This is a genomic window from Niastella sp. sgz303648, from assembly GCF_059587045.1.
In genome coordinates, this window is sequence record NZ_JCAPSW010000004.1 from 561622 (window position 1) to 576994 (window position 15373).

9 protein-coding genes are annotated in these 15373 nt (G+C 42.7%); 7 read left to right on the top strand and 2 right to left on the bottom strand.

Features of this window, described 5'->3' with window-relative positions:
* Window positions 1-79: 79 nt before the first annotated feature.
* From AC59IL_RS15015 to sucD, 4 genes are all read left to right on the top strand, one after another.
* On the top strand, window positions 80-2410 hold the full coding sequence (locus AC59IL_RS15015) for an NADP-dependent malic enzyme (protein ID WP_496552968.1): 2331 nt from the start codon (window positions 80-82) through the stop codon (window positions 2408-2410).
* Window positions 2411-2671: 261 nt separating this feature from the next.
* Window positions 2672-3412, top strand: coding sequence for an MlaE family ABC transporter permease (locus AC59IL_RS15020; RefSeq protein ID WP_496552969.1), 741 nt, complete (start codon window positions 2672-2674; stop codon window positions 3410-3412).
* A gap of 33 nt (window positions 3413-3445) precedes the next feature.
* Complete coding sequence (locus AC59IL_RS15025) at window positions 3446-4264, top strand: ABC transporter ATP-binding protein (protein WP_496552970.1); 819 nt, start codon at window positions 3446-3448, stop codon at window positions 4262-4264.
* Window positions 4265-4558: 294 nt separating this feature from the next.
* Window positions 4559-5431, top strand: coding sequence for a succinate--CoA ligase subunit alpha (gene sucD, locus AC59IL_RS15030; RefSeq protein WP_496552971.1), 873 nt, complete (start codon window positions 4559-4561; stop codon window positions 5429-5431).
* Window positions 5432-5550: 119 nt separating this feature from the next.
* On the opposite strand, the gene AC59IL_RS15035 is transcribed toward sucD, so the two are convergent.
* Both AC59IL_RS15035 and AC59IL_RS15040 read right to left on the bottom strand, forming a co-directional pair.
* Window positions 5551-6411 (bottom strand): hypothetical protein, encoded by an 861-nt coding sequence (locus tag AC59IL_RS15035; RefSeq protein ID WP_496552972.1) that lies wholly within the window; start codon window positions 6409-6411, stop codon window positions 5551-5553.
* Between the two features lie 26 nt (window positions 6412-6437).
* Window positions 6438-7124 carry a proline and serine-rich protein 1 family protein gene (locus tag AC59IL_RS15040; protein ID WP_496552973.1) on the bottom strand — a complete coding sequence of 229 codons (687 nt, stop codon included), beginning with the start codon at window positions 7122-7124 and terminating at the stop codon, window positions 6438-6440.
* Window positions 7125-7435: 311 nt separating this feature from the next.
* On the opposite strand from AC59IL_RS15040, the gene AC59IL_RS15045 reads away from it, so the two are divergent.
* From AC59IL_RS15045 to AC59IL_RS15055, 3 genes are all read left to right on the top strand, one after another.
* Window positions 7436-13552: an alpha-2-macroglobulin family protein gene (locus AC59IL_RS15045; protein WP_496552974.1), complete on the top strand. Its 6117-nt coding sequence runs from the start codon at window positions 7436-7438 to the stop codon at window positions 13550-13552.
* 220 nt (window positions 13553-13772) lie between these two features.
* Window positions 13773-14828, top strand: coding sequence for an NAD(P)/FAD-dependent oxidoreductase (locus tag AC59IL_RS15050; RefSeq protein WP_496552975.1), 1056 nt, complete (start codon window positions 13773-13775; stop codon window positions 14826-14828).
* A gap of 131 nt (window positions 14829-14959) precedes the next feature.
* On the top strand, window positions 14960-15367 hold the full coding sequence (locus tag AC59IL_RS15055) for a hypothetical protein (RefSeq protein ID WP_496552976.1): 408 nt from the start codon (window positions 14960-14962) through the stop codon (window positions 15365-15367).
* The last annotated feature ends 6 nt before the right edge of the window (window positions 15368-15373 follow it).

Genomic DNA, 15373 nt, shown 5'->3' on the forward strand with positions numbered 1-15373 from the left:
TCTTAATCATTTTCCTTATTTGTCTTTACTCGCCCATTAGTTCGTAAATTGCGCGCCAATTGTTGATTAAATCGTTAATATGAAAAAAGAACTGCGAAAGGAATCAGCATTAGAGTACCATGCCAAAGGACGACCCGGCAAAATAGAAGTGATCCCTACTAAAGAAGCTAAAACCCAACGCGATCTGTCGCTTGCCTACTCACCAGGCGTTGCAGAACCCTGTCTTGAAATTCATGCAAATCCTGAATCTGTTTATAAATACACCGCCAAAGGCAATCTCGTTGCCGTTATAAGCAATGGCACCGCTGTTTTAGGTTTGGGCGATATAGGCCCCGAAGCCGGTAAACCGGTAATGGAAGGGAAAGGGGTATTATTCAAAATATTCGCCGACATCGACGTATTTGATATTGAAATAAATGAAAAAGACCCCGAAAAATTTGTTCAGATCGTAAAAGCACTGGAACCAACTTTTGGTGGTATTAACCTCGAAGATATTAAAGCACCTGAATGCTTTTATATTGAACAGCATCTGAAAAAACAGATGAAAATTCCGGTGATGCACGACGATCAGCATGGTACTGCCATCATCAGCGCAGCCGCCCTGCTGAACGCACTGGAAATACAAAAGAAAAAAATCGAAAAATGCCGTTTTGTAGTAAATGGCGCCGGTGCAGCAGCTATTGCCTGTACTAAATTATATCAGGCCCTTGGCGCCAATAGCGAAAACTTTTTGGTGTTTGATAGTAAAGGACTGATCCATGAAAGCCGTACCGATCTGGATGAGCTGAAAAAACAATTTATTGTAAAAGGGAAAAATTACACGCTGGCGCAGGCTTTTGAAAATGCGGATGTTTTTATCGGCCTCAGCAAAGGCAATATAATATCGCAGGAAATGGTAAAAAGCATGGCCAAAAATCCGGTTGTATTTGCTATGGCCAATCCCGATCCTGAAATTACTTACGAAAATGCCACCGAAGCCCGTAAGGATATTATTATGGCAACGGGCCGCAGCGATTATCCTAACCAGGTAAACAACGTGCTTGGGTTTCCATTTATATTCCGTGGTGCACTGGATGTTCGTGCCACGCAAATAAACGAGGCCATGAAGCTGGCCGCAGTTAAAGCCCTTGCCGAACTGGCTAAAACGCCGGTACCCGATATCGTGAACATTGCCTACAACGAAAAAAGTTTATCGTTTGGCCCTAACTATATTATTCCAAAACCCCTCGATCCGCGGTTATTATCTACGGTAGCCCCTGCTGTTGCCAAAGCAGCTATTGAAAGTGGTGTGGCGCAGACTACCATCGATAACTGGGATACCTATTCGATTGATCTGAATAAGCGACTTGGTATTGATAACCAACTGATGCGTGTATTGGGTAATAAAGCTCGCAGTAATCCCAAACGGCTTGTTTTTGCCGAAGCTGATAATCAGAAAATATTAAAAACAGCGCAGATCGCTTTTGAAGAAAAAATAGCATATCCCATTTTGCTGGGCGACGAAAAAAAGATCAAACAAATTGCCGCTGAAAATAATATCGACATCGATGATATGCCGATCATCGATCCCCGTAACGATGAGTATGAAGATAAGCGTAAGCAATATGGCGAATTGCTTTTCGAAAAACGTCAGCGTAAAGGGGTGAACCTGTACGAATCGAACAAGATCATGAAAGACCGTTTATACTTCGGTTGCATGATGGTGGAGAACGGTGATGCAGATGCGGTTATTTCGGGTTTAACCCGCAACTATGCCGAAGCTATTCGTCCGGCTTTACAGGTTATAGGCATGGAAGAAGGGGTGAAAAAAATTGCCGGCATGTATATGCTGCTTACCAAAAGAGGTCCTCTGTTTTTGGCCGATACCACCGTGAATTTTAATCCCACGGCCGAAGAACTGGCCGATATAACCCTGCTGGTGGCCAAAGAAGTGCGCAGTTTTAATTTAACGCCCCGTATTGCCATGCTCAGTTATTCGAACTTCGGCAGCAGCGATTCGCCCGAAGCCAAACTGGTAGCACAGGCAAAAGACATTGTAAAAGAAAAAGATCCCACACTTGTTATAGATGGCGAAATGCAGGCAAGTCTTGCTTTTAACCAGGAGATCCTGCGCGATAACTATCCTTTCAGCGACCTGGTAGACCAGGAAGTAAATACGCTCATCTTCCCTAACCTGGCAGCAGGTAATATTGCCTATAACCTGATGAAGGAAATAGGTGGCGCCGATGCTATTGGCCCTATTTTGCTCGGTTTAAAAAAGCCGGTGCATGTACTGCAGCTGGGCAGCTCGGTACGCAGTATTTACAATATGGCGCTGATTGCGGTAATCGACGCACAACTAAAATGCCGCAACAACAATTCCGATACATCGAAGAAACCTGCGTGGTGGAAAAAGAAGAGTAAGGTTTAATTTTTTTGTTTCAGGTTACAGGTTTCAGGAACACCCTTTCGGGAAATCCTGTAACCTGAAACCTGCAACTTTTTGTTGGTTTCGATTGTTGAGCTTCACATCCCCGAATCTATCGGGCGTGCTTCATATTTCATCCCCGTCATAACGGGACCGACGATTGCCGTTTGCCGACTTAAATGTATTTTTACGGATAAACTATTAATTAACTTGTCAGTAATGAGTTAGTTAGCTATTATTGCTTCTCATTATTGCTTAATTATCATGACTTTATTTACTGAGTTCGGCCGTTACCTGTTGATGATAAAAGGCATGTTTTCCAAACCGGAAAACTGGAAAATGTATTGGAAGGAGCTCATGCATCAATGTAATGAAATTGGCATCGGGTCATTAGGCATAGTAGTGATCATATCGTTTTTTATGGGAGCGGTATCTGCATTACAAACAGCCTATCAGCTGGTTAGCCCCGTAATTCCCATGAGCACCGTTGCACAAATTGTACGGGATACAGTTATTCTTGAGTTTGCACCTACCCTTGTATGTATCGTGCTTGCAGGTGTGGTAGGCAGCAAAATAGCCAGTGAACTGGGTAATATGCGGGTAAGTGAACAGATTGATGCACTGGAAATTATGGGTATCAATACCAAAACATATCTGGTTTTACCTAAAATACTGGCAGCCCTGATCACGATCCCCCTGCTGGTAGTAATTTCAGCTGCATTGGGAATTTATGGCGGGCAGTTGGCAGCTACCTTGTCGGGCATTCTGTCGCCTAATCAATATGAAACAGGTTTGTTGTATAATTTTCAACAGTACAACGTTTTTTTTGCGCTGGTAAAAGCGTATACGTTTGCCTTTATTATTTCAAGCATTCCGGCTTTTTACGGGTACCATGTTCAGGGCGGCGCTCTCGAAATAGGTCGTTCAAGCACCAAAGCCGTAGTCGTGAGCTGTGTGGCCATATTATTTGCCGATTATGTGCTGGCGGCGTTGCTGTTACAATAAAACGAAGAATCAGTGGTAATGAATTTATAAACAATGATCGAAGTAAAAAACATAAAAAAGAGTTTTGGCGATAGAACCATTCTCAATGGTGTAAGCGCTAATATGGAAGCAGGTAAATGTAACCTGATCATTGGCGCCAGCGGTAGTGGAAAAACGGTTTTCATGAAATGCATGGTAGGTTTGTTTACACCCGATGAAGGCGAAATTTGTTACAACAACAAAAACTTCATTACGCTGAACGATGAAGAAAAAAAAGAAATACGCCAGCAGATAGGTATGCTATTTCAGGGATCGGCATTGTTCGACAGCTTAACGGTTGAACAAAATATCATGTTCCCCCTGAATATGTTTACCCGCGACACCTATGCTCAAAAATTAAAACGGGTAAATGAAGTGCTTGATCGGGTAAATCTGAAAGATGTAAATAAAAAATTCCCGGCCGAGCTGAGTGGCGGTATGAAAAAGCGGGTAGGTATTGCACGGGCCATTGTATTAAATCCTAAATATCTGTTCGTTGACGAACCCAACTCGGGGCTCGATCCGCAAACCTCGCTGGTTATTGATAAACTGGTAAAAGAAATTACTACCGAATACAATATTACCACTGTGGTAAATACGCACGACATGAACAGTGTAATGGAAATCGGCGACCACATTGTTTTTATGTTCCAGGGAAAAAAAGAGTGGGAAGGCAGTAACAAAGAAATCATCTTCAATAAAAACGAACGCCTCAACGAATTCATCTTCGCCTCAGAGTTTTTAAAAGATGCCAAAGACATGCGTATGCTTGAACAAACCGGTAAAATTGATGAAAACCGGGATATGAATAAGCTGATGGGCAATGGGCAATAGTCAATGGGCAATGAGCAATTGAAGCCGCGCTTTATAATTTACTAATTGAATTTGACCAGGCCGGGGATGATGCATTTTCTAACCGGAAGGCTGCAACTGTTGAATAGCGAACAAGGCGTATTCCGCACTTTGTGGGACGACGCAACCACAATATTAATAGTAATACAGCGGCCGTGTACATAATTGTTATAAATATTAATTACCAAACATTCCCCATTGGATTGCATATTGTCGATTGCCGATTGACGATTGCCGATTATCCCCTATTTTTGCCCAACTTTTAAAATTCCGCTGATGAGCATTTTAGTAAATAAACAATCAAAGATCCTGGTGCAGGGCTTTACCGGCACAGAAGGTACCTTTCATGCTACCCAAATGATAGATTATGGTACCAATGTGGTGGGAGGCGTTACGCCAAACAAAGGGGGCACATTGCATTTAGACAGACCGGTTTTTAATACCGTAGCGGAAGCAGTGAAGGAAACGGGCGCGAATGTGTCGATCATATTTGTACCACCGGCTTTTGCATCAGATGCTATTATGGAAGCAGCGAATGCCGGAATTGAACTGGTAGTTTGTATTACCGAGGGTATTCCCGTACAGGACATGGTTAAGGCAAAATTGTACCTGCAAGGCACCAAAACAAGACTGATAGGCCCCAACTGCCCCGGTGTAATCACCGCCGGCCAGTGCAAAGTGGGTATTATGCCAGGATTTGTGTTCAAAGCTGGCAAAATTGGTATTGTTTCAAAATCGGGAACACTCACTTACGAAGCATCTGACCAGGTTGCCAAAGCTGGTTTAGGCGTTTCTACTGCGGTGGGTATTGGCGGCGACCCTATTATTGGCACCACCACCCGCGAAGCATTGGAAATGTTTATGAATGATCCTGAAACCGAAGGCGTTGTTATGATTGGTGAAATCGGCGGTGGTATGGAAGCTGAAGCAGCCCGCTGGTATAAAGAAAATGGTAAAAAACCGGTTGTTGGTTTTATTGCCGGTCAAACTGCACCTCCCGGTCGTCGTATGGGCCATGCCGGCGCTATCGTAGGCGGAGCCGAAGATACTGCTGCAGCCAAAATGAAGATCATGGAAGAATGCGGTATTTACGTAGTACAAAGCCCGGCCGATATTGGCGTTACTATGGCCAAAGTGATCAAAAAGTAATTACACGATATTGTATATTCCAGGGTGAGCCTCCTTTTCCGGGGAGGCTCACCCTTTATTTTAAAAGTGAAACGGGTGAGCCACTTTTAAGAAAGTGCCCTACCCGTATCCAAAAATTGTTATTTATTGTAGTAAGAAAATGTAAACGGTAACCTTACCTGCTTACCCACTTTATTTAACAGAATGAGATGCCCTTGCTTTTCAATCACCCCTTTACCGGCATCATTAAAGTACACCAGTATTTCATTTCTGTAATCGGGAAAAAATTGCTGATATCCCATATCAACACTTTGTATGGTGTTTTCGAGCTTACCCTTCAATTTCACCAGGCCAAAGAAAGTGCCTTCAATAGGAAAACCCGAAGGTTTGGCTATTGAATCTACTACGATCGCGTATTTCTGTTTTAACGCAGCTTCTTCCTCTTCGAAATATTTTTTTGAATACGATTCGATACCATCAATTAAAGCGGTTACCACTACAGAATCCTTATCAAAGCCGTCAATGTTGTTTGGGGTAGATGATATGTAATATAATTTACAAAGTCCGTCATCAAAAAAACGGGTACCTGCATAGGCAATGTCGTAAACCTTACTTTTTTTACGCCAGGTAATATATCCATAGCCCGAAAAACCCTTATACCGCACCGGGCGTGTTGCCTTAATTACTATACTATCACCGGCATAACGGTTAATTTGTTTTATGATGGCATTGGCCACGCTATCCTGGTATCGCTGATCGGCATTTTTAGGGGGCAGCCCCGTAGTGATTTGTATATACGTTTTACTTCTGTTGGGAAAAGTATACGAAAAACCATACGATTCGGTACCGTATACCGAATTCGTAAACCTGTCTTTAGGTTTTACCAGGGTACTATCGTACTTCAAAGAAACATTCGGTTCAATAAACTGGTAAGCATTGGGTGTTTGTGCTGTGATGCGACCTGAAATAATGGCAAAAACAGTAACAAAAAGCATTCGCATGACATCGGATTTTGTATATAACGCAATTATTTGAAATTCCTGATATACTCTGCCAATTCTTCTTTGCTTTTGCTGAATGTAAATGCGCTGTAAACCACAAAATAGTTATTCTTATCTATCGTTTTGCCATACATATATTTGGCTATCTGTACTTTGTTCGATTCAAAAACAAACAATTGTACCAGTTGCTTTGTCTGGGCGGCAGTAAAATAATTCTGATCGATCATCGATTTGGCGATTGTTAGCCGCGAATCATCAAAAGATTCATGACTTATGGTTTCTTTTAATGCGGCAAACGTTTCATCATTTATGGCCCGGGGAATGTTGTCATCTGTAATAGGCACCGTTTGCTGGTTGTTATCTTTACACCATGAATCATTCATCATTTGTTCATCAACCAAAGTCCTTCCAAACCGGTTAACTATAATATCTACATAAAATTTAGGTTTTACATACACGTTTTTATTAAAGATAATAGTTGGCTTTAAAAACCCACCTACCCGTGGCCTGTCGCCATAGATCTTTACCATATGATATCCCGTAGTAAGATCACCAATAGTGATGCTATTGTTATCAGTATAACGGCGGCCATCTACCTCAATTGTTATTCGCTGCGGGCTTAAATTGGTAATGCTTATAATGCCATCATCGGGATTTGCATGGGCAGTTAAAGCAATTATAAAGAAAAAGAAAGGGGTAAACAGTTTTTTCATGATGTGTTGTATTGGGTTAAAGGCCAATGTTGCTTTTCTTTAAACGTAATTTCAATCCCCAACGTTGCATAAAATCAAAAAATACCGGCACCCATATTTTTTATTATCATATCACAGGTCCGAAGTCGGAAGTCGGAGGTCCGATGTCGGATATTCGAAATTGAGCGTACGAAAAATATAGTAATGTTTAAACCGAAAACTCTTCAGACTTCTTACTTCCGACTTCCGACTTCAATTTTATGCAATATGTTTACTAACTGCATCGTAGAGTATATCCATGCAATTTGATAACTTGTATAAAATTTGGACTAATGATATTTAAGAGAATTTTATCAGTAGTGTGTGCAACCTTATTCACATTAATCACCAACGCCCAGCAAAAAATGAAAACTTACGACACGGAGTGGAAGCAGGTTGACACCTTAATACTAAAAAAGGGACTTACCGAATCGGCTCTTACAGAAGTAAATAAAATTTTTACGCTTGCCAAAAAAGAAGGAAATGATGCGCAGGTAATTAAAGCATTATTATATCGCCTGGAGTTACAAAACATAAAACAGGAAGATGCGACAAAAACGAACATACAGCAACTGGAGGCAGAAACAGCCACGGCCAAAGAACCTGTTCGCTCCATTTTACAAAGCATAACCGCCGGTAATTACTGGACCTGGTTTCAGCAGCATCGCTGGCAATTATACCGGCGTACCGAAACTGTTAACTTTAAAAAAGATGATATAGCTACCTGGAGCACCGATGATTTTCATAAAAAGATCAGTGAATTATACCTTGCTTCGGTTAGTAATGAAAAAATATTACAGCAAACCCGGCTCGATGTTTTTGACCCCATTATTATAAAAGGTAGTGCCCGTTATTTACGCCCTACCCTGTTCGATCTGCTCGCTCATCGTGCCATTGATTATTTTAAAAATGATGAACGCACTATTTCAAAACCGGCATATGCATTTGAAATAGATGATGAAGCCGCTTTTGCAGCTGTTAAAACTTTTACAAAACATACATTTACTACCCGCGACAGCTTATCACTATACTTTAAAGCGTTGCAATTGTTTCAACGTATTTTATCGTTTCATATCAATGACGCCAAACCCGATGCCCTGTTAGACGCCAACATTGAACGGCTTGCATTTGTAAACGATCACGGGGTAATGGAGAACAAAGACAATCTGTACAAACAGGCGCTTGACCAAATAACCAATGAATATGGCCTGATACCCGCCGCTGCACAGGCATGGTATTTAACAGCTTTGTGGTACAGCAACAAAGCACAACAGTATAATCCGTTAAAAAGCGATTCGAACCGGTTCGATTACTTAAAGGCAAAAGAGATATGCGAAAAAGTAATGGCGCAAACCGAAAACAGCGAAGGAAAAGCAAATTGTGTAAGCCTTCTGCAACAGATATTGGATAAAGAGCTGAACCTGCAAACTGAAAAAGTAAATGTACCCGATCAGCCGTTCCGCACATTGATTACCTGGCGCAATTTTACACAACTGAATTTTCGCCTGATAAAAATGGACCGCAAAACCCACGATGTCATAGGTAACGACACCTGGGATGATGAGTACTGGAAAAAATTATTGAAATTACCGGTACTTAAAACCTTTGACCAAACATTACCTGATACCAAAGATTATCAGCAACACTCAACCGAAATAAAAACCGATGCATTGCCCGCTGGTGAATATGCACTGATTGCCAGCGTAAACAATAATTTCGGCTTATCGAATAATCAGCTGGCCGTACAATTTTTTTATGTTTCGAACATTGCTTTTATCAACAAAGGCACCGATTACTTTGTGCTGCATCGCGAAACAGGCGCCCCTATTGCCAATGCCCAGGTGCAGGTATGGTATCGTTCCTATGATTATAACGTAAGAAAATATACCGAAAGCAAAGGAAATAGCAGCACTACCGACGCAAACGGTTATACAAAAATAATTACGGGTAAAGCCAATGATCAAAACAACTATAAACTCGAAATAACCACCGGTAATGATCGTTTGTTTTTGGATGATTACCAGTATAACTACCGGTACGATTCTGAAACAGAAGCACAGGAAAAAGAACTAAAAAGTACCTTCCTGTTTACCGACCGTTCGATTTACCGGCCCGGACAAACCATTTACTTCAAAGGAATAATCGTAAAAAGAAATACTAAAACCAGCGAAAGTTCGGTTGTTCCCAATTATGCTACCAGTGTTATACTTTCTGATGCCAATGGACAACAGGTAGATACCATTCCTGTTACCACCAATGAATTTGGCGCTTATTCGGGCAAATTCACATTGCCAACCGGATTATTAAACGGCGCGTTTAGTTTAACGGATAATACTACGCACAGCAATATTTCTTTTTCGGTGGAAGAATACAAACGGCCAAAATTTTTGGTTGAGCTCAGTAAACCTTCCGGCACCTACAAAATAAACGATGATATACAGGTTACAGGTACAGCCAAAGCTTATGCCGGTAATAATATTGATGGCGCTGTTGTAAAATACCGGGTAGTAAGAAAAGTAATTATGCCCATGTGGTTGTTCGGCTCATTTTATAAAATGATATGGCCGCCATACGGCAGTGAGCAGGTTGAAATTGCGCATGGACAAACAACCACCGATACCAAAGGCGAATTTCATATCACCTTTAAAGCATTACCCGACAGAGCCATTCCGAAACAGGAACAACCCATTTTTTATTATGAAATTACCACCGATGTAACCGACGCAGCCGGCGAAACAAGAAGTGGTAACACCCAGGTGGCGGTTGGTTACCAGGCGTTAAAGCTTACCCTTACTGTGCCTGAAAAATTGCATGTCGATAGTTTGAAAAATATCAAACTAAGCAGCACCAACCTGAACAATGTATTCGAACAAACAACCGCAACGGTTTCTATCTATAAATTAAAAACGCCCGACCGCCTTTTCCGCGAGCGCTACTGGCCACAACCCGACACGTTCGTACTATCGCAGCAGGAATATTACAGCCTGTTCCCTTATGACGTGTATAAAGATGAAAACAATCCCGCCCGTTGGCCTAAAGAGCAAAAAGTTTGGGAAAAAACAGGCGCCACATCAAAGAGTGATTCATTCACCATCGATCATTCATCATTCGCTGCCGGATTTTATGTTATTGAAGCTGTTACCAAAGACAAATATGGTGAAGAAGTAAAAGATATAAGATATGTGCAGTTATATGATCAGTCTATAACAAGTCCAATGGCCTCGGGCGGTATCGAAAGCAATAAAACAGTGGCCGAACCCGGCGAAACTGTTAAATACCAGGTTAGCACTACGGTAGCCGATGCTTTTGTAATTCATGAGGTAACTAAGAAAGATAATAAGGATGAAAGAACATTTCTGACCTTATCTAAAAACAGCCGTTCGTTTGAGCTGCCGGTTACCGAAAAAGACCGTGGCGGTTTTGGCGTACAGATCGCTTTTGTAAAACATAACCGGGAGTATACCGACAATCAAACCTTTGTTGTTCCTTATAACAATAAAGAACTTAATATTTCCTACGAAACCTTCCGCGATAAAACCCTGCCCGGCAGTGAAGAAAAATGGAAAGTAAAGATCAGCGGTTATAAAGGCGATAAAGTAACCGCCGAAATGTTAACAGCCATGTACGATGCGTCGCTCGACCAGTTTAAACCGCATAAGTGGGAAAAACCATCATTATGGGATTATTTCAGCCAGATGCATAAATGGGACGGCGCTGCTGGCTTCATGAGCGTTCAGTCGATTGAAAAATATAATAACGACGAGAAGTATAGTTACTTTGATAAAACATATGACCAGTTGGGCGTGCCTGGTTTAGAAAATGGAAGTATGCTTGCCCGTGCAGGAGGTGGCCGCCTGATGAAAAAATCAATCGTAAATGATGGAAGAGCAAAAGATGTAGCGCTCGAAGCCGCAGCACCTGCCGCAGCAGGTATATCTTACAATTTTAAAACGCAACAAAGCGACATGAATGTTCAGGGAGAAAAAGTAAAAAAAATGGATACCCTGCAACAACCAAAAGCGCAGGATGCTGCTGTTCAGATTCGCAAAAACTTTAACGAAACCGCTTTCTTCTTCCCCGATTTACATACCGATGCCAATGGCGTGATTGAATTTTCGTTTACAATGCCCGAAGCAGTGACCCAATGGAAATGGATGAGCCTGGCACATACCAAAGAGCTGGCGTTTGGTTATGATGAAAAAACCATCGTTACACAAAAAGACCTGATGGTTCAACCCAATGCCCCCCGCTTTTTACGCGAAGGCGACCGCATCGATTTCAGCGGTAAGATCGTTAACCTTACCGATAAAGAAATTACCGGGCAGGTACAGCTGCAATTATTCGATGCTACCAACAACCAACCGATCGACGGATGGTTCAGGAATATGTTTCCCAACCAGTATTTTACAGTTGGCGCCAAACAAAGCGTACCGGTTAGTTTTTCTCTTGAAATTCCTTATCAGTATAACAAACCGGTTACCTACCGGATGGTTGCCAAAGCCAATGCAGCCGCCGGTCAGGAAGGTGCATCAGACGGAGAAGAGGCTATGCTGCCTGTAGTAAGCAATCGTATGCTGGTAACAGAAAGCCTGCCCTTACCGGTTCGTGGCAATGGCACCAAAAACTTTGTATTTGAAAAATTATTGAAAAGCGGCAACAGCGAAACCCTGAATCACCATGCTGTTACGGTAGAATTTACTGCCAACCCGGCCTGGTATGCGGTACAGGCGTTGCCTTACTTAATGGAATATCCGTATGATTGTGCCGAGCAAATATTCAACCGGTATTATGCCAATACACTGGCCAGCACCATAGCCAATGCATCGCCCAAAATCAAACAAATATTTGAAAAATGGAAAACAGCCGATACCGCAGCCTTACTGAGCAATTTGCAAAAGAACCAGGAGCTGAAATCGGTATTGCTCGAAGAAACACCATGGGTATTGCAGGCAAAAAGTGAAAGCGAGCAAAAAAAGAATATCGCGTTATTGTTCGATCTGGTACGCATGAGCAAAGAACTTGAAGCCAATATCAATAAACTGCGCGAGCTGCAAAGCACCAATGGCGGTTTTGTATGGTTTAAAGGCGGACAGGACGACCGGTATATGACACAATACATTCTTACCGGCATTGGGCATCTTAAAAAACTGCATGCACTGCCGGCCAATGATCAAAACATAAATACCATTATCAAAATGGCTATCCCCTACCTTGATGCGCGGATTAAAGAAGATTACGAAAACATGCTGAAATATAATAAGCAGCAGCCGTTGAATGATGGCATCAGCGCTTTGCATATTCAGTACCTGTATATGCGTAGCTTTTTTATCGACAATGGCGTTCCGGCCAATGTATACAAAGCATTCAATTATTATCGTACCCAATCACAGAAAAACTGGGTTAATCAAAGCCGGTATTTGCAGGGCATGATTGCATTGTCGCTCTTTAGAACCGGCGATGTGCAAACCGCCCGCAATATTGTTGCTTCATTAAAACAAAATGCATTGAACAGTGACGAAATGGGCATGTACTGGAAAGAAGTTACCGGAGGTTATTACTGGTACCAGGCGCCTGTTGAAACACAATCGCTGCTGATGGAAACATTCAATGAAGTTACGCAGGATACCAAAGCAGTGAATGATATGAAAGTATGGTTGCTAAAACAAAAGCAAACACAAAACTGGAAAACGACCAAAGCCACCGCCGACGCCTGCTACGCCTTGCTGTTACAGGGAACAGACTGGCTCACAGGCACACCCGAAGTAACCATTGACCTTGGTAATACGGCCATTCGCAGTAAAGACCAGCAACAGGAAGCGGGAACAGGTTACTTTAAAAAGGTAATCGATGGCAAGCAGGTAAAACCCGAAATGGGCAATGTGAAGGTAACCGTATCTTCACCCACCGGTGGAAATGGTGCGGGAGTAAGCTGGGGAGCCGTTTACTGGCAATATTTCGAAGACCTCGATAAAATAACACCTGCCGCCACACCTTTACAATTAAGCAAAAAACTGTTTGTTGAAAAGAATACCGATCGCGGTCCGGTGTTACAACCCGTTAATGAAGGCGATGCTCTAAAACCAGGCGATAAAGTAAAAGTGCGTATTGAACTGCGAGTTGACCGCAACATGGAGTATGTGCATATGAAAGATATGCGCGGCGCCTGTATGGAACCGGTGAATGTGATCAGCGAGTACAAATGGCAGGGTGGCCTTGGTTATTATGAAAGTACCAAAGATGCCAGCACCAACTTTTTCTTTGGCTGGTTACCCAAAGGCACTTATGTATTTGAATATCCTTTATTTGTTACCCATACCGGTACATTCAGCAATGGCATAACAACCATTCAGTGTATGTATGCCCCCGAATTTACCAGTCATAGTGAAGGAGTGAAAGTGAAAGTGGAGTAAAGAAGTCGGAAGTCTGACGTCAGAAGTCGGAAAGGCAGCCTGCCTTGCTTCGCTGAAGCTACGCGCGCAGCCGGCAGATCCGGAAGTCCGAAAGAAAGGTATTTTCTTTCGGACTTTTCTTTTTTAAAATCCTGTTTTAAACCCCATTTAGCAATTATAGTCCTCCGGAATTTCCGACTTCAGACCTCCGACTTCTGACTTCCGGACTTACTTTTGCACCATGCATGTTGACTTTCTTTTAATAGGCCAGGGCATTTGCGGAACATTTTTAAGCCATGAGCTACAAAAGGCAGGATATTCTTTTCTGTTGATTGATGAGGTGCGCGATGATACGGCATCAAAAGTTGCAGCCGGTATTATCAATCCTGTTACCGGCCGGCGCATTGTAAAAACATGGATGATAGATGAGGTAATGCCCTTTGCGCTTCAGCAGTATACCCAACTGGGTAATCTGCTGCAAATAACAGCCATCGAACAAAAAGACATTGTTGATTTTTTTCCTACCCCACAAATGAAACATGCATTTGCCAAACGCTATGAAGAAGACACTCAATACCTTTCCCTGCAGGGCGACGCCGATAGGTGGAAAGATCACTTCAACTACGATTTCGGTTACGGTACCATAACACCCTGCTATCTGGTAAATTTACCGGAGCTGCTACCGGCTTATCGCCGTTACCTGAAAGCGGGAAACCATTTGCTCGAAGAAAATTTCGATCATTCTTTACTGCAGATCGAAAAAGAAAAGATCCATTATAAAGACATCACTGCACAGGCCATTATTTTTTGCGATGGCATTGCCTCATTTAATAGCCCCTGGTTTTCAAAACTGCCCTTTGCACCCAATAAAGGCGAGGCATTGCTGGTAGAAGCGCCCGGCATGCCAACACAACATATTTTTAAAAAAGGTATTAACTGGGTTCCCTGGCGTGAAAATATTTTTTGGGTTGGCTCATCGTACGAATGGCAATTCAACAGCGATCAGCCTACCGATGCATTTCGCGAAAGAACCATGGCCACCCTGCAACAATGGATAAAAGCCCCCATAAAATTGCTCGATCATAAGGCATCGGTGCGGCCCGCCACCATTGAGCGAAGACCATTTGTTGGGTTTCATCCTGCCTACCCGGCCATTGGTATATTTAACGGTATGGGAACCAAAGGTTGTTCACTTGCCCCCTGGTTTGCGCCCCAACTGATTCAACATATTCAGCACGGGCAGCCATTGCAACCTGAGGCAGATGTAAGGCGATTTCAGCGAATGCTGTCGAGGTAACTTGTTCCCGGTTACCAGTTACCAGGCTTCCCGGAACGCGGCATCTGGAAACCGGCAACAGGTAACTGGTAACCGGCATCTGGAAACCGGTAACCGGAAACTGGTATATTTGCTGCCTTAAAACGGGGATCATGTCCAACTCAAAAATGTATTCCATTCCTGCGCGCTTCAGGCGTACCGAAAACCTGCACATTTTATTCTGGCTGATGAAAGATGTTAGCTGGGCTATGTTATGGAGGCCCTTGGGCATGGCCATGCTGGTACCTACCCTGGTGGTGGCCATCGTAATCACCTGGCAAACACGTAAGCTGGCAGCCGAGTTATTTCATAACCTGGCCATTGCTTTCTGGATCTGCGCCAATGGTTTTTGGATGATCATTGAGTTTTTTGGATACGATACGCAGCTGCGTGTGTACACGGCTATTCCTTTTAGCATCGGTTTGTTTTTTATAGCCACTTACTACCTGTTCATTCTGCCCCGCGAAAAACGAAAAGAGAAATTAGTGCCGGTGCAACTGGAAGCTTCTGAAAAAGTGTAGCATCCG